Origin of the sequence: Mucilaginibacter pankratovii, assembly GCF_014773265.1 — a bacterium.
In the GTDB taxonomy this organism is placed as follows: Bacteria; Bacteroidota; Bacteroidia; order Sphingobacteriales; family Sphingobacteriaceae; genus Mucilaginibacter; species Mucilaginibacter pankratovii.
Genome location: NZ_JACWMY010000002.1, coordinates 524,052 through 542,018, shown reverse-complemented (window position 1 = coordinate 542,018; position 17,967 = coordinate 524,052). Strand labels below are relative to the sequence as shown.

The window sequence follows — 17,967 nt, the reverse complement described above, 5'->3', positions numbered from 1 at the left end:
ATATGCCCGCAGCAGCGCGAGTAGGAGATATGCACGTTTGCCCCATGGTTACAGCCACGGTACCGCATGTTGGCGGCCCCGTTTTACCTGCCGGATGCCCAACGGTATTAATTGCCGGGCAACCGGCAGCAAGGGTTGGCGATATGCTTACCTGCGCCGGCCCGCCGGATAGCATAGTGATGGGTTCATCAACAGTAATGATTGGCGGTGCACCGGCCGCACGTATGGGAGATTCAACGGCGCATGGCGGGACAATTGTTTTGGGCGCGCCAACAGTAATGATAGGCGGTTAAAAATAAAGCGATATGGAAACTGAATTTAAGAACAACGATTTTTTAGGCAAGGGCTGGAGTTTCCCGCCCGCGTTTGATGTGGCCGCACAAGGCGTGGAGGTTACCGAAAAAGTGCTGGATATTCAGAGAAGCCTTGAAATACTGCTTTCAACCAAAGTAGGCGAGCGTGTAATGCAGCCCAAATACGGCTGTAATATGGACGAACTGGTTTTCGAATCGCTGGATACCACCACCAAAACCATTATAAAAGATAAGATTCAAACGGCCATCCTTTATTTCGAACCGAGGATAGACGTAAAGAAAATAGAGATGAACACCGATAACGAGTTAGAGGGCATCATTATGCTGGAGATAGAATACATGGTGAGGGCCACCAACTCCCGGTTCAATTTTGTGTACCCGTATTACCGTAACGAGGGCACCGAGCTGGAACTGATCACTACTAATAACCTTGTAGCGCTATAAACTATGTCATGCAGCGAAAATAAAAATCCTTTACAACGCGGCGGCACCAACCAGCAGCAGCGCCTGCTTGCGGCCACAAAAAGCGGCTACATCAATATTGATGAACGCGATTATGCCGACTGGATTGTTTTTGCCAGCCAGTTTGCCGCCTACCTTAATTATTACGATGCTACTAATAACATCAACGGCAACTGGAAACCATTTTTTGAGAACGATATTTCGGCAGCCATTGGTACCGTAGCCATACAGGATATTAACCAGTACCGCATTGCCTTAAGCGAACGTTTTGCCATCATAAAAGGCGATGAGGATTTTAGCACCGTCACCCTTAAAAAAGAAGCTTTGGGCGGCTTGTTTGCTTGTATACTTACCTTATGCAAAGGGCTTGATGGTGCTTTGGTAAAACTGCCCGATACGCTTAGCCTGAAGGCAACCATACAAAACCTCATCCGCATAAAATTGCAACCATCGTTGCAAAAGCTGCTGGCCTATTACAAGGGCGGCAAGGCAATGGGGCTTATTAAGGAAGTTGATAATCCGGATTGGAAGGTGCTCGATCTGCCTGTTTTAAAAGCATCTGCGCTGATTGCCGCAGGGCTATCACCCATCTGGATAAAAAGCGCCCTTAACTGGGGCGATTTTATGAATGCCATACCAGAGGACCGGAGTATTTATGGCGATATCAGCTGGAACAATCACCGCAAAATAAACCATGCGGCCAACCATAACCTGTTTTCGGGGCTGTTTGATCAGTTCCTGCTGTCGTATTCAAAGATCATCAGCGATGCCGGTAACAGCTTAGAGCAGACACTTAACGCCTGGAACGAACATCTACCGCATTATACCTTATTCCTGGCATTTTTAAAGCTGTTCCGCACTGCCCGCGATCATGCCAATACCTTAACACAACGGCATCTCGATTTTTACTATAAAGAAGTATTGCAGCTTTTCCCCAAAAAAGCCGAGCCTAATAAAGCGCATGTTATTTTAGAACTGGCCAAACAGGTTGATAATTACCTGGTACCTAAAGGGACTTTGTTTAAAGCCGGTAAAGACAGCACAGGTAAGGAAGCAAGCTATGCTATCGACCGCGATGTGGTATTTAACAAAGCCAAAGTTGCTAAGTTAATGGCCGTTTACAAAGGCAACACAGCCGATAGCTTTGGCGCGGTAAATAACGCGGGCAGGCTTTTTGCCTCACCTGTGGCCAACTCGGCCGACGGGTTGGGCGCGCCGCCCGAATCGGCATGGAAGGAATGGCACCCATTTATCAATAAAAAATATACCGATGGCGCGGTGAGCGCGGTTACCATGCCCAAAGCTACTATAGGCTTCGCGGTAGCGTCGCATTACTTGTATTTAACCGAAGGCGACAGGCTGGTAAATATTAAGTTTGCCACCGCGTTTACAGCAGCCCAGCATACTGCGCTGTTAAAGGCCGAATGCTACCTCACATCAGAAAAAGGCTGGGTAAAGGTAAACAGCTTTAGCTGGGGAAGCGGCGTAATAAGCGGCACCACCACGGCAGCCAGCGTGCTTAGCTTTAGTCTCGCGGGCGATGTGCCGGCCATTACCAATTACGATATTAAGGTTCATGGCGGCGCGTTCAGTACCGCGTTGCCGGTATTAAAGCTGGTGCTTAAAAATGAGGATACCGTACCGTATGTATACGAATCGTTAAAAAATATAGTGATCTCGGCCGTTGAGGTTGAAGTAAAAGTAGGCCTTAACGCTGCAGATTCGGTTATTAATGGCGGTATAAAAAATCTCTCCCTATCCAACGATACCGGTGTTTTAGATGCAGCCAAACCGTTTCTGCCATTTGGCACGGCACCAAAAAAAGGTGCCTCGTTCATCATCGGCAGCGAAGAAGTGTTTAAAAAGAGAGGCGCTAAGGTGTTTTTTAGGGTAGAGTGGAAGGACCTGCCTGATAGCGCTTACTATATTGATTTTAATAGCGGCACTTTTTTGGGGAGTGATTATGTAGATTCCAATCCACGGGTAAAAGCACTTGCCTTACAGCAAGGTGTTTGGCAGGCGGTAAGCGGTGGTTCGGATGTAGCAATATTAAGCGATTTTATAGTAGAGCCGCCTTATACAACGGTAAATCCATACCTGGCCACTATTAATTTCCCGGATAGTTTGCTCGCCCTGCCCGACGCAGCTATACTCGACTATGCACAAGTATGGAGGCCCTTTGATATTACAGCCGTAAAAGGCTTTTTAAAGCTCACATTAAAAGATGGTTTCGGCCACCAGGAATATCAAAAAGCTTATACCAAGTACCTGATAGATTTGGCTAATGAGGGTACGCCTTCCTTACCTGTAGAGCCGTACACGCCGTGTATTCAAAAAATATCACTGCATTACAAGGCATCGTCGGTGCTTGATGTATCAACTGCCTCATCATACGATAACCGCGCCGTACAATTTTTCCATGTTTTTCCTTTTGGGGAGGTAGAGCAGCATAAAAAACTTACAGGTGGCAACGTAAGCGTTTTACCTCAATTTGTAAACCCTGCAAACACCGCCTTAAATAACGAGGGCGAGTTTTACATCGGCTTCGAAAATTTACTTGGAGGGCAAAGCGTTAACGTGCTATTCCAGGTACTGGAAGGTACCAGCAACCCTTTATTAGAAAAGCCGGATGAACACATCAGTTGGAGCTATCTAAGTAAAAATAAATGGAAGGCATTTACCAAACAACAGGTAAGCGATAATACCGGCCAGATGGTGCGTTCGGGTATTGTATCGTTTGTGCTGCCTGCCGATGCAGGTACTGATAACACTGTGCTTCCGGCCGGGTATATCTGGATCAGGGCATCGGTAACAGACAAAGCCGAAACCGTTTGCAAGCTGATGGCGGTATTGGCGCAGGCTGCCGTGGTGACCTTTCAGTATAATAATAACGCTGCCGATTTTATGGATAAGGCCCTGCCCGCCGGCGCCATAAGCAAGCTTAAAGAAACCACATCGGCCATTAAAAAAATTGAACAGCCGTATGCCAGCTTCGGTGGCAGGGCTAACGAAGCCAACGGCCCGTACTATGTGCGCGTAAGCGAGCGGCTAAGGCATAAAGCCAGGGCGATAACCATTTGGGATTACGAGCATTTGGTTTTAGAAGCTTTCCCGGCCATACATAAGGTAAAATGCCTTAACCATACCAAATACGAGGGGAATGATTATAACGAGGTAGCGCCCGGCCATGTAACCATTATTACCATACCAAATTTGGTTAACCGTAACGATGCTAACCCCCTGCGCCCTTATACCAACCAGGATGTATTGAGCGCGATAAATGATTTTCTGCGCGAGCGCTTATCCTGCCATGTGAAACTGCACGTGCGCCACCCGCAGTTTGAAGAAGTAAGGCTCGATTTTAAGCTTAAACTGGTTAACGGGCTGGAATTTAATTTTTACCACGACCTGCTGCAGCAGGAAATAACCGCCTTTTTAACGCCCTGGGCTTATGGCAAAACCACGGATGTGGAGTTTGGCGGAAAGGTGCATAAATCGGTACTGATAGATTTTATTGAAGAGCGCAGCTATGTGGATTACATCACCGATGTGAAAATGTATCACCGCGTTGATGAAACTATAGCTGCAGAAAGTGCCGATACGGATTTGATAGAAGCCTCAACAGCAAAATCGGTACTGGTATCGGCACCGGCTAAGAAACATGCCATTGCCGGGATCATTGAACTGCTGTCGGCAACGCTGGCAGAGGATTGTATAGACGAATATAATAGTGCGGACTAATTTAAGGTAACATACTATGCCCGAAAATATAACCATACAAAAGAACCCTCAGCTGCCTCAAAGCATGGATTACGCCGTTCTGCGCGAACTGGGTATGAAGTATATTGAGGGCCTGGGCAATAAATTCTGGACGGATTATAATATTCACGACCCGGGTATTACCCTGCTGGAACTGTTTTGTTACGCCATTACCGATCTGGGGTATCGTACATCGCTGGATATTAAGGACCTGCTGGCACCGGCACCCGGCGAAAAAGCCGATTATAACCGCCAGGGCTTTTTTACCGCCCGCGAGATATTAACCGTTAACCCTTGGACAACCCGCGACTACCGCAAGCTGCTGATAGATATTGATGGTATTAAAAATGCCTGGCTCTTCTGCAAGGAATGCCCCTGCGATGAGATGTACCTGTATGCCAGTTGTGCCAAAAGCATACTGCAATATACACCCGCTACCGAGCACCAGATAATTATAAAAGGCCTGTATGATGTGCTGATAGAATTTGAGGACGAGGAGGGTATAGGTGACCTGAACAGTGGCAAAATAAAATACAATTTCAGCTTTGCTACCGATGCGATGACTACCGTTTTCGCTACAGCCACTATAGAAATGCGGCTGCCCTCCTGGCACGATGTGGAAGCGGATAAGCCTAAATACAAATCGTTCCGCAATGCTTTAAGTAAGGTTACCGGGGTAACTGTAAGGTTCATATCGGGTAACAAAGGCGATAATCTGGATATCCCGCAAAGCGAATTGGGCAGAGCCTTGCGCCGTCCCATTTTTGCGAGCCTTGATATTGAGTTTTTACCTGATGCGGCCGATGAAACCCTTACCGAAGTATTGCAACTGGATGATGTACCGTTCTCGGTTTGGTTTAGCAGCGATGCTGAGCGCAAAGCTATCCAATTGGCCGACCTGAAATTCGCAATCGCGGATGCTTCGGCTTCGGGCATCATTGTAAAATATCTTGATAAAATAAAAAAAGGCGACCAGGTTATAGCCGAAACAAGAGTTGTATTGCATGGCCACCGCAACCTGTGCGAGGATTATTGCACTATAAAAGCCATAGAGGTAGAAGATATTGCCATTTGTGCCGATATGGATGTTACGCCCGACGCGGATATTGAAAAAGTAATGGCGCAGGCCTACTACCTTATCAGCCAGTATTTTAGTCCGGATATTAAGTTTTACGCACTTAAAGAACTGATGGACAGTGGCGTAACTGTTGATGATATCTTTGATGGCCCTGCCTTGAACAACGGCTTTATCAATAACGACCAGCTGGCTTCAACCCAGTTGAAAAAAGTGCTGCATACATCAGATATTATTAACCTGCTGATGGATATTCCGGGTGTGGTAGCTGTGCGCAACCTGGTGCTGGTAAAATATGATGAAGAGGGTAACCGCATAGAAAGCCAGTCGTGGACGATGAATGTATCCTACAACCATCAGCCTCGCCTGTATATCGAAGGCTCCAAATTCCTGGTGTTTAAAAACGGCCTGCCATTTCTGCCCGACAGGTTCGAACTGGCCGATACCCTGCAGGTAATAAAAGGCATCCACTCACAACCCCAATATTCGGTGTTGGAAAATGACTTGCGCGTGCCCGAAGGCAATTGGTACCCGCTGAATGATTACCAGCCGGTACAAAATTCCTTGCCTTTAACTTATGGCGTGGGGTACGAGGGGTTGCCGCCGCATGCAACACAACAGCGCAGGGCGCAGGCCAGGCAGCTAAAGGCGTACCTGTTATTTTTTGAGCAGGCGTTTGTAAACTACCTGAGCCAGATCAGCCATTTAAAGGATTTGTTTGCGCTGGATACTGCTGTAGCACATTCATATTTCTCAACCGTGCTGGATGATACACAGATCAGCGATGTATCAAGCCTATACGCTACGGTTGATGGAAGTGTACTTACGCAAGCCACACTGGATAAACTGGCCGAAAATAATACCACGTTCCTCGATCGCCGCAACCGTTTCCTGGATCACCAGATGGCGCGCTTTGCCGAGCAGTTTGCCGATTACGCACTGATGCTGTATTCGTACACCGGCAGTAAACAGGTGGCCGATGAAATATTGATAAAGGATAAGATCAGTTTTCTGAAGGATCTTCCGTTCATGAGCCGCAACCGCGCAAGAGCGCACAATTACAAAGATCCGGCCCCTGTATGCAGTAACGAGAATATAGCCGGCCTCAAAAAACGCATAGAGCGTTTGCTGGGCTTTAAACAGGCCGAAAATCATTTTGAGTATTATGAAGAAAGCGATATAGACAATAAACTGTATGAACGCCGCTGGCGCCTAAAGGACGAAAACGGTAAGCTATACCTGAGCGGTACCACACGGTATTACGATATGGATTTTGATGCCGCGCAGGCAAAAGCCGCTACGGAAATTCGCGAAGTGCTGAAGTATATGGCCAATCCGGCTATGTACGCTGTGCAGCAGGTAAAGAAATGGGTCATCAACCTGAAGGATCCTGCGGGCGAAATCATAGCCACCCGCAAGCAGGTATTTGAAACCGAGGCCGAAGCTATGGCTGTTCGCGATGAGATTGTGGCCTTTGCAAAGAAACTGATAGCGGCCGAAAAGATATTTATTGTTGAACACCTGCTGCTTAGGCCGCGCAACAAACCGGGGGTAGATTTTCCGGACGGCGACCCCCTGCTCTCTATTTGCCTTAGTCCCGACTGTTCAGTTTGCGGGGAGGAAGATCCGTATTCGTTCCGCCTCACTATTGTAATGAACGGGGAAGAAGGCCTGGCTAATGAGGGCATAGCCTTCCGCCGCTTTGCCGAAAACACCATCAGGCTGGAAACGCCTGCACATCTGGGCTTAAAAGTTTGCTGGGTGAGTACCACGCAGCTCGAAGTTTTTGAACAGCTGTATTGCGATTGGTCTGCCGAACTGGCAAAACAAGAACCCGATGCGGTTGCGCTGTACCTGAAACTGGTGGCCCTGTTAAATGAATTTAAGCAACTAAAAAGTGTATATCCAAAAGCGTCGTTACATGACTGCGCCGATGGAAATGACGAAAACAGGGTTTACCTGAATCAAACCATAGTATAAATTTTGTAAAACGTACCGTTATGCTGCCTACACAAGTAAACTATCCCGAATTTGTACCTGATCAATTACTTACTTCTGAGCATCTCAATCAGTTGTTTGGATACCTCGAAGAACAGGGAAGGCTAACCAGAACCAACCTGATAGGGATTGGTATAGTTTGCGGCCTTGAGGTAAAAACCAATGCCACGGGTACGCAGATAACCATAACAAAGGGCTGCGGCGTAACGTCGGAAGGGTACCTCGTGGCCGTGCCCGAAACAACCTATACCCAAAGCAAACCCTTTAACGCGGTACAGGAGCGGATATACGATAGGTTTGTGGATGCCAGCAAAAACCCGCGTTTCCCGATACTGGAACTAAAGCAGGCCGCCGTTGAGGAAGGCACCACACCGCTTACTGCTGCCGGCTTAGCTAATAAGGTGGTGCTTGTTTTTGTTGAGATACTGGAAGAAGGCGCTAAAAACTGCAACCCAAATTCCTGCGATGATAAAGGCATTAATGTTACCGTAACGTTTCGCCCGCTGCTTATTGATAAGGATGATGCCGACAGTATGGGCGTGGGCAATGTGCTGCCACAAAATGTGCAGGCACTGCCGGGCCTAAAAATGCGCCGGTACGATGTTACTTCAACTTCGCTAAAAGATACCGCGGCCGTATTTGAGGCTTATCAAAAAGTACTGGATGCTGCTTTTATTGATAAGGCAAAGAACGTGCTTAGCCAGGCTTATACTACCTTTACGCCGCTTTTGCTTGATGTGTATGCCAGTGATCCGTTTGCCGATCTGGTGAACGATTTTAAGTTTTTGCACGATGGCACCATCAACAACCAGCAACTGCTTAACCTGCAATATTATTACGATCTGTTTTCGGACATACTGCTAGCTTATGAAGAATTGCGGAAAACCGGGTCGGAACTCATCAGCATTTGCTGCCCGGACAGCAACCTGTTCCCGCGGCATTTATTCCTCGATCTGGCCATACCCAATACCGGCAAAGCTACCAGCGATTATCGCCATTATTTTATACCATCGCCTATATTACAGGGCAATGCGGCTTTAGTAAAAAGCTTACGCTCGCTGTTTAAAAAGATAGTATTGCTGCTGCAAAAGTTTTATCTGCCGCCTGTGGAAATTGGTGGCGGCGCCGCAACCAAAAAGCAGGGGACCGATGAAAATATCCGCATCACCCCAAGTAAATACGGCGATATACCGTTATCAGAAAAGTCTGTTCCGTTTTATTATAAGGTAATTGATGGGCCCGATAAATTGTTGGAGGAATGGAGCTTCCGGCGCTCGGTAACCGGGCAGGCCAACAAAAATCTTTCGTACCACGCCGCTACATATAACGCTGCAGATGAAGATGTTTACGCGCCGCTGTTGTACGATATCGAGCCGTATAACTTTTTACGCATAGAGGGGCACCTGGGCAAATCATATACCAGTGCGTTACGCAATATATTACAGCTAAAAAGGCAATACCGCTTGCCATTCGAAGTAATTGCGCTTAGCGCCGATGTGGCCGCCCTGCGCAACGAGATCAGGGGCTTATCAGGCAAAACATCTGCTTCTGGATTGAGCGGTACAGTGCGGGGGCAGGAGTACCCGCAATGCCAATTCCAGGATCTTGAATCATTATACGATACGCTGGCCGCCGAACTTACCTGTTCGCTGTGCAAGGAAATGAAATATTTTTACGACATGCCCGGTAGCGATAATTTACCTGCGCCGGCGAGTACCGTACCGCAAGCCACCCTGTTGAGAAAATGCGACCCCAATTTCAGGTATACCGCGGGTACGTTTGGCCAGGAGTTTGAAACGTTTTTTGCCGGGGTTAAAGATCAGCCTTATATAACATCAAACGTTTTTCTGGGTAGCCTGTTAGGCAATTTCTCGGTAGCGGGGGCTCCTGCCGGCAATAATGCTATACTGGGCCTCGGGCTGTTGTATTATATCGAAAAACTATCGGAAACCATATCTTCCGATCTGAGCGAATTTGATATTGCCCAGTTTACCTTGCGCTATACCGATATGGTAAAGGTAGCCACGCAAATACGGGACAGCATGCGGCAGGGTAACGAAACAGGCACCATGTCTGAAGATGTGCTGGATCATTTGGATGCACTGATATTTGCCTGCAAGCAGGCACAGTTTAAGGCGCTTTACAAGGAATATCTTAGCCGCTGGCTGTATGTGATGATGTTGCAAAAGTTTGGCTACTTTTTACAAATGCACCCCGGCATACAGCATAAAGCCGGCGTAAGCATTGGTGGTACATTTATACTGGTATATCATCAGGTAACCGAAGACAACGATGCTACCACGCCGGTAAACCCGGCAACGGGGGCCATATTAGGAGATGCTGTAGCCAATCCTGTGTTTTTTGCAGAGGCCGCACCTTTAGCTAAGGCAGTGGATGCAGTAAAAACAGCCCGGCCCGCAGCAAAAGAAGCCCCTAAAACGGGAGAAGCCAAAACCACTAAGGCCGAAGCGGAACAAACCGTGGCACAGGCAAAAGAAGCTGCAACTTTGCAAAGCGAACAATTGTTGCGCAAATCATTAGCAGGCAATAAAATAAACGGAAGCAGGCACTTGCAATACCTGGAAAGCGTAATGGCGGCCAGTGAAGGAAGTGGGCTCGACTCATTGATCAACGAGATAGAAGATGGTACGGTAATAGCCGACTTTTACCTGCCCTACCTGTGCTACTCTGATTGCCCGCCCGTAAACTTCATATTGGGAAACGAAAAGGAGCCCGATGAAAAGCTAACTATTGAGGTTAAGCAAAAAGATTACTGCTCTATCGACAAAACATCTTATCCCATTGATGTTACACCGGCAGGCGGTACAGTAACCGGTGAGGGTGTAAAGGCAACAACCAGCAAGGTCAGCTTTTCGCCGTCAGCAGTTGATATGCAGGGTAATAAGCAAAAAAGCATTACGCTTACCTACACTAAAGACGGCCAGTCGGCATCAACACAAGTGGTGGTATTTCAAACCCCAACGGCTTCGTTCACCTTTACCAGCGGAAGTAAAGCAAACATAGTAAGGTTTACCAATACCTCTGATTTTGCCGACCTTTGCCTGGGACTTTGGCGACGACGATACATCAACCGAAGAAAATCCGCAGCATCCCTATGAGGAAGAAGGTACCTATACGGTAATTTTAACAGTAACCAACGGCCTGTGTACTTCTAACCCCAAAACGCAAACGGTTGATGTAAAACAGCAGCCCGAGCGCAGTTGTTTGCCCCTGGCTGATATTATTGGCGAGTTTGCCGATCTGCAGCAGGGCGAGCACTTCGACGCTTTTAAAATAAATTTTTCTGCTTACAACGATATAGAAACGGTATTTAAAGAATTGGAGAGTATTGCAACCACGCCAGTGGCCGACCAGCTGCAATACTTTGTTGATAATAAAATACCTGATCGTTTGCTGGAATGGCTGACCGAATTGTTCAGGATGATACAGGTCGGCGATTTAAAGAAAATAGCGTTGGCCTTATACCGTGTTTTGGCAAAACTGGCCATGTATATTCAATGTATACAAAAGCCCGATGACCTGGATAAAGCTAACGTAGATATGCGCGACGTTTTCGGGCTGATACAAAGCCAAATGGACATTTTAGCTAAACTGGCTAAGCAGTCGCCAACGGTATATCAAATTGGGGTTAATGCACTGATAGCTGCATTTAGGGAGGAAATTGGGCGCATTAACAAATTAAAAAGACCGCTGTACTTTGAGATGATCATGAAGTACGTTGAAACGTTAAGCTGATACCATGCAGGGAGCCGATAAGCATATCATTCAAAAGCAACTGTTGGAAGTTACAGCCAACGGTGCTGATAATGCCTTTACTTTTCAGCAGGACGTGGAAGCTTTATGGAAGCAAAACCTGGCACCTCGGTTAGAGAAGCTGCTGGATAGCTACAATACCGGCGGGGATAGCATACAGATAGGCCAATTATATATTGATGTCAGCGTGGGCTCGTTAGCAGATATTGAGGGAAAGGTAGTTGCCGAAATAGACAAACAATTACGGCAAAAAGTAGCTATACCGCCGGGTGAGCCGGTTACAACTGTTGCCCGGCGCCAAATAGAGCTGTTGGTGTTTTACCTGCAAAAGGGCCACCTGCCCTGGTGGAGCCCGGTTAAAAACCGCATGGAATGGCAGCAGTATTTAACCGAATTATTATCAAAGCAGATAAATAATTCAGACAGCTATGTATTAACCACAGCCCTTAAAGCAGATGCAGTAAGAAACCGGCTTTTAGCCGAACTTACCGCACCGCAATTCTGGCAATTGGTGGCAGCCATCACCGCAAAAAGCAGCGAAGCTTTAAAGGCTGATTTAAGTTCTTTTAATAAGGCACTGGGTGGTAGTTACATTTCAGATGATTTCAGTGTAGCGTACAAGCACGCTGTGCTTAGGTCCGTACAAGCAGAAGCACCCGCGAATGATATTTACGCTTCTATAGCTGCGCATCTTGCCGAATTAATATCCGGGCTTTCACAGCCGGTAATTTCTGCTATCAGCAAAGCAGCTATTGGTAATATGCCGTTAAAACAGGTTATAGAAAAACGCGCGGTAAATTTAGCAGCGCGCGAAGAGGTATTTAAAGATATAAAGCCCGAATTGCCCTTAAGTAATGAGGGGAAAAGGGCCGAAGATCAGGCAGTCGAACAAAAAAAGGAAATTAACGCAACTGATGATACCGGTAAGCCGGAGGATATTTATATAGCTAACTCGGGCCTGGTGATCGTGGCGCCGTATCTGGCTGAATTTTTTAAGCAGATGCAACTGGCGGATAAAGGCCGGCTTACTGCATCCGGTAAGGCTGTTGCCTTATTAAACTATCTGGTTTACGGCCATGATGAGCTGGCTGAGTTTGAGTGCGTACTATCAAAAATTTTATGCGGGCTTGAGGTAAGCGCAGTTGTGAAAAGCTACCGGCTTAATGATGCCGAAAAACATGAGGCTGACGAATTGCTAACTGCGGTGATAGCACACTGGCAGGTATTAAAAAACACATCGATACAAGGGCTGCGCGCTTCATTTTTACAGCGCGAAGGACGATTGAGCTTCGCGGATAACGAATGGCGGCTAAAGGTACAGAACCAGCCTTACGATGTGCTGTTAGCGCATATGCCTTGGAATATTTCGATGATAAAATTAAGCTGGATGCCACATTTGCTAAAAGTGGATTGGGTATGATGGCTTCATAAAGGGTAAAAGAGATTAAAAAATGTTTTCAACTGCAGAAAAAACAAAGAATGTATCTGTATCGCGGCAACAGCAGGCGGGCGGCACGTTCTTTCGTAAAGCTGCGGATGAGTCATTTTTTAGCACGAATGAAAGCCCTGCATTTTTTGGCGCGGCCATACAACCCAAATTATCGGTAAGCCAGCCAGACGACCCTTATGAAAAGGAGGCCGACAATGTGGCCGATACCGTTATGCGCATGCCCAACCCGGTAACCGCGCCACCCACACAACGGGATGAGGGCTTGCAGCTAAAAGAGGATGAAGAACAGCAAGCGATCCAACCCAAATTAGCATCGCAAATAAGTGCTGTACAATGTAAGGAAGAAGAACATGAGGAAGTAGTTCAGGCCAAGCTGATGTCCTGCATACAAAGGCAGGGCTCGGGTTTTGAGTCGGCAACCAGCATGGAAGCCGATAACTATCCCGATGGCATACTCAGCCGCAAACCACTTCAAAATATCAGTACATCTATTATACAACTCAGTGGCAGAGGGCCGCCGGCAGCCGGAACATCTTTCGAACAAAATTTAATGAGCTCCAAAGGAGGTGGCAGCGCTTTGCCCGAAACTACCCGTAGTTTTATGGAAAGCCGCTTTAGTTCCAGCTTCGAGGGGGTGCGTATCCATACCGGCAGCACGGCGCAAACGCTGAGCAGGAGCATTAATGCCCAGGCCTTTACGCATGGAAACGATATTTATTTCAACAGCGGTAAGTTCTCACCTGATACCGCTGCGGGTGGGCATTTGCTTGCCCACGAGCTAACGCACACCATACAACAGGGGGCGAGCAAACCCGCAGCCGCCAATACTTCTGTATCCCGCAAACCCATTATACAACGCAGTGCCGAGGGTTCGGTTCCTCAATTAACAAATGCCGTAGCCAAAGCAAAAGGGGAAGAAGGCAAAGTAAACGCCAATAAAGAAGGCCCCGATGGTTACCGCGAAGGCTGGGAACGCCTGATGGAATACTTTAAAACAACTTTTGGCGAAGATAAGATCATCCGTAATGGGCAGCCAACTGTTGAGGGCGGTGTAGGTGAAGATCACATTAAAAAGAAGAGCACGATAAAAGGCCCTGTTCCGGCTGTTGCCAACCCAAGGCCGGCCAATGATATGCGCGATGCCATGCCAAGCTGGTGCGGCATATTTGTATTCTGGGCGCTTAACAAGGGCGGTGTTCCTATGCCTAAATGGGAACTGGGCGGCCGTATGGTTACGCCGGAATCGGCTTACCCGCCGGGCTATATTCCCAAAGCAGGTGATATTGCTTACCGTGATAATTTCTCGCATTATGCTATTGTTGAAAAGGCCGACGGCAGCACCGTTACTACCGTTAACGGCAATACATCCGGCGAAGACAACCTGGGTGCGCAGGTGCAAACCCGGGATCATCCGCTGTCAGACTGGACGGCATTTTTCGACCCGATAAAACTAAAAACCGGCGCGCTTGGCAACGGTGAGGGTGCGATTGAAGAAAAACCTAAGACATTAAAGGAACTGCGTAAAGAACTGTTCAACGTGAACAGGAAAGCAGAGCCGGGTACCGGGCAGGAGGAAGACCATGAGGTGCCTGCAGGCGAACATGTACAGGCGAAACCCGAGCTGAGCGACTGGAGTATAAACACTGATGGCCATCTGCATCATACTCCGCAGGTGCAAACCAAAACTGAAGACGAAAAATTACAGGCCAAAGAGGAAGAAGCGCCTGAAGAGGCCTTATCCGCCAATAATATGGAGCACAGCCTGCAACGCAAAGCGGGTTCATCGCCTGTAAATGATGGCGCGGCTTCAAATAGTAAAGCTAATACCGGTGGCAACGGGGCAACAGCTTCAATAAGCACAGCAAGTGTTGCCAGTTCTTTAAATAGTGATCAGTTTATACAAAAACAGGAAGAAACAGCCGAGAATGACCGCGGCCCGCCGGTACAGTTAAGCGCAGAACATAACAGTGTACAATGCTCATGGTTCGACGATGCATTCTCCACTGTAACCAACTTTGTAGCCGATACCCTTGCCGAGGGTAAACGGATGCTATTGGCCGAGGCCCGCGATTTTGTAATGGCCATACCGGGCTACCGTGCTTTACGCGTGGTGCTGGGCGAGGATCCTATCACCGGTGAGGAAATTGACCGCAACGGGCACACGTTTATAGAAGCTGCTTTTGATATTATGCCTGGCGGCAGGCTGCTGCACGAAAAGCTGACCGAATTGGGCGCATTGGATGATGCCGCAAATTGGATAGACGGGCAAATAGCAGGCGTAGAGAACCTGGTTGATAGTGTGCTTTCCCGTGTAAGCCAGTTTATTGAAAGCATTACGCTGGAAAGGCTGGGTTCGCCGCGCGAACTGTTTGAAGAGGCCGGCAACATCATTTACAGCACCGTACAAAGTATAGTTGATTTTGCTGTAAAAGCCGGTACTGAATTGCTGGAAACGGTTAAACGCTTCCTGATAGATCAGCTGGTAACCTTTATCCGCGAGCAAACACCGGCTTACCCATTACTGCGCGTACTGCTGGGTACCGATCCGGTAACCGATGAGGTAGTGCCACAAAACGGTACCACCATACTGGATGCCCTGCTTGAACTGGGCGGCGAAGAAGGCCGCGAACAGCGCAAGCAAATGCAGGAAACGGGCACCTTCCAAAAAGTGGCAGGATGGATTGACGAGGGTATTGCAGTATTTGGCGGCGCTTATGACGAGATAAAGGCCGGCTTTAAGGCAATATGGGATGATGCCAGCATCGAAATGCTGATGCATCCTATTGATACCTTTAACCGCATATACAACCAGTTTGTAGCCCCGGTTACCCGTGTATTTGAATTTGTTGAGCGTGCCGCGAGGGTGATACTTGAATTTATTAAAGAGGTACTGATGCGCCGTTTGGCCGCCTGGGCAAGCACGGTGCGCGGCTACCGTTTGGTAACAGTTATTATTGGCGAGGATCCGTTTACGCACGAACTGGTTCCTTTTACAATGGAGAACGTTATCCGCGGTTTTATGAGCCTGATGGATGGCGGCGATGCACAGTACGATCAGTTGAAGGAGTCGGGCGCTATAGATCGCACCACAGCTAAGATTACGGCGGCGGTTGAAAAGCTGAACATGACACCGGCATCCATTGTGCAGTTGTTTATCGACCTGTGGAATTCATTCAGCCTGGACGACCTGGCCGATCCGATAGGGGCGTTCCAGCGTATTATCGACCGCTTTGGCGAGCCAATTGGCAGGCTCATCGCCTTTGTGGCCGAGATAGTAATGATCGTTATCGAAACTATCCTAACGCTGATGAACTTTCCGTTCGCTCTGATCAACAACATCATAGCGAAGGCTATGCAGGCGTTCGAACTGATAAAGGCGGACCCGGTAGGCTTTTTGAAGAACCTGCTGCGGGCTATAAAACAGGGCTTTATCCAGTTCTTTGATCATATTGTGCAGCACCTGGTAAGCGGGCTCGTTGGGTGGCTCACGAGTGAGCTTAAAGATGCGGGTGCTCCGGAACTGACCGATCTTTCCTTAGGCGGGATCATAACATGGGTGCTCGCTGTGCTGGATATCACCATGGAAAAAATATGGGAGAAACTGGCGGCACACCCCCGTATAGGGCCCCAACGGGTGGCGCGCATCCGCAGCATGATAAATACGCTCGAAGGCATCTGGACCTTTATTAAAGATGTGCAGGAACGTGGTATGGCAGCCATTTGGGATAAGATACAAGAGCAGCTAACCAACCTGTGGGATACCATTATCAACGCGGTTAAAACCTGGGTGATGGATCAGATCATAAATAAAATGATAACCAAGCTGCTCTCCATGCTCGATCCTACCGGTATTATGGCGGTGGTTAATAGTGCGATAGCCTTGTATAGCGCTATCCAATCGGCCATTAAATACCTGCGCGAGATGCTGGAGATAGTAAACAGCTTTGTAGAAGGCGTGGTTGATATTGCCAACGGAAACATTGCTACAGCGGCCAATTATTTAGAGAATACCATGGCAAGGGCCGTGCCGGTCATCATCGGCTTCCTGGCTAATCAGGTAGGTTTAAATGGTATTGGCGCCCGTATAGGCCAACTGATAGGGCAAGCCCGCGAACTGGTAGACCAGGCCATAACCTGGCTGGTTAATAAGGCGGTAGATACCGGCTTTGCTATATTCGATAGGCTGGTATCGATGGGGCGCTCTGCGGTTAACGCGGTAATGGGCTGGCTGGGCTTTAGAAAAGATTTTACAGCAAATAACGGCGAACATCATGAACTGTATTTTGTTGGCAACGAAGAAGATACTGCAGAAATGTGGGTGGCCAGCCGTAATCCGATGCGCTACCAGGAGTTTTTGAATCAGCTTGGCGACGCGGTTTTAAACACGCCCGAAAAAATCTCCAAAAAGAACGAAGCGGTTACCATATTAGACAGCATACGTACTGCCAAACGGCAGCCATTGGATGCAGCAGTGCCCGAAGAACAAGCCAGGACCGCAAAATCAAATGTGATAAATGGTTTGGTGATCAACCTGAGCGTACCTACAGCATACTTATTTGGAGGGCCCCAAAGGCCCCTGGAGATGAACTACTCGGGAGTTGACCCGGCTGGTTTTGGATTGGGGATGACCATTAAAAATTTAAATAAAAATAACAGGCCGCCTACAGGCGGGCCGCCAAGGGTAAGTAATGCTGCATACCGTAAACTGGATAAAAGGCGCAATGGCGGCGGCACCTACTATATAAAAGGGCACTTGTTAAATGGTTTCCTGGGTGGTAGCGGCGCTGATTTCCGGAATCTTACACCGCTATCGCGCGAAGGTAACGGCAGTCATGAACGCGACGTTGAATCAAAAGTAATTACAGCAATAAATGCAGGAAAAACGATAGAATATATAGTTACGCCGGGCGGCAGCGCGGGTACCAGCAGAAATATGGAAAATGAATTGAAGACAATTGATGCAAGTAAACATGCTGCCCTAACAGATATCGTTTCGGCAGAAATGAATGTGCCTGCTACGCTGAACTGCGAGGCTTATGAATTAAATGACGATGGCAGCCGGGGCACCGCAATTGCAAACGTGCCGATAACCAATTCCATCGCGCCATCAAACCTGTCAAGTTATGAAGTATGAG

8 protein-coding genes are annotated in these 17,967 nt (G+C 47.9%); all 8 read left to right on the top strand.

What is annotated here, in order from left to right; genetic code table 11:
* The first annotated feature begins 2 nt into the window (after positions 1–2).
* From IDJ77_RS05060 to IDJ77_RS05025, 8 genes are read left to right on the top strand one after another with little or no spacing between them, the layout of a single operon-like run.
* Positions 3–293, top strand: coding sequence for a PAAR domain-containing protein (locus tag IDJ77_RS05060; protein ID WP_191187839.1), 291 nt, complete (start codon positions 3–5; stop codon positions 291–293).
* Between the two features lie 12 nt (positions 294–305).
* Complete coding sequence (locus IDJ77_RS05055; RefSeq protein WP_191187838.1) at positions 306–758, top strand: GPW/gp25 family protein; 453 nt, start codon at positions 306–308, stop codon at positions 756–758.
* A 3-nt stretch (positions 759–761) separates the two neighbouring features.
* A complete protein-coding gene (locus tag IDJ77_RS05050) occupies positions 762–4,517 on the top strand; it encodes a baseplate J/gp47 family protein (protein ID WP_191187837.1) in 3,756 nt (1,251 codons plus the stop codon).
* Positions 4,518–4,533: 16 nt separating this feature from the next.
* Positions 4,534–7,590 carry a hypothetical protein gene (locus IDJ77_RS05045; RefSeq protein WP_191187836.1) on the top strand — a complete coding sequence of 1,019 codons (3,057 nt, stop codon included), beginning with the start codon at positions 4,534–4,536 and terminating at the stop codon, positions 7,588–7,590.
* 20 nt (positions 7,591–7,610) lie between these two features.
* Complete coding sequence (locus IDJ77_RS27925; protein WP_191187835.1) at positions 7,611–10,727, top strand: hypothetical protein; 3,117 nt, start codon at positions 7,611–7,613, stop codon at positions 10,725–10,727.
* Positions 10,657–11,364, top strand: coding sequence for a PKD domain-containing protein (locus IDJ77_RS27920; protein WP_317174306.1), 708 nt, complete (start codon positions 10,657–10,659; stop codon positions 11,362–11,364). The genes IDJ77_RS27925 and IDJ77_RS27920 overlap by 71 nt, the downstream gene beginning before the upstream one ends.
* A 4-nt stretch (positions 11,365–11,368) precedes the next feature.
* The gene (locus IDJ77_RS05030) at positions 11,369–12,802 is read left to right on the top strand and encodes a contractile injection system tape measure protein (protein ID WP_191187834.1); all 1,434 of its coding nucleotides are present in this window, start codon (positions 11,369–11,371) and stop codon (positions 12,800–12,802) included.
* 31 nt (positions 12,803–12,833) lie between these two features.
* The gene (locus tag IDJ77_RS05025) at positions 12,834–17,966 is read left to right on the top strand and encodes an eCIS core domain-containing protein (RefSeq protein ID WP_191187833.1); all 5,133 of its coding nucleotides are present in this window, start codon (positions 12,834–12,836) and stop codon (positions 17,964–17,966) included.
* Position 17,967: the final 1 nt, after the last annotated feature.

Bases quoted from the DNA above. Each gene is read 5' to 3' on its own strand.
- IDJ77_RS05060 (WP_191187839.1), top strand. From the start codon at position 3: ATGCCCGCAGCAGCGCGAGTAGGAGATATGCACGTTTGCCCCATGGTT.
- IDJ77_RS05055 (WP_191187838.1), top strand. From the start codon at position 306: ATGGAAACTGAATTTAAGAACAACGATTTTTTAGGCAAGGGCTGGAGT.
- IDJ77_RS05050 (WP_191187837.1), top strand. From the start codon at position 762: ATGTCATGCAGCGAAAATAAAAATCCTTTACAACGCGGCGGCACCAAC.
- IDJ77_RS05045 (WP_191187836.1), top strand. From the start codon at position 4,534: ATGCCCGAAAATATAACCATACAAAAGAACCCTCAGCTGCCTCAAAGC.
- IDJ77_RS27925 (WP_191187835.1), top strand. From the start codon at position 7,611: ATGCTGCCTACACAAGTAAACTATCCCGAATTTGTACCTGATCAATTA.
- IDJ77_RS05030 (WP_191187834.1), top strand. From the start codon at position 11,369: ATGCAGGGAGCCGATAAGCATATCATTCAAAAGCAACTGTTGGAAGTT.
- IDJ77_RS05025 (WP_191187833.1), top strand. From the start codon at position 12,834: ATGTTTTCAACTGCAGAAAAAACAAAGAATGTATCTGTATCGCGGCAA.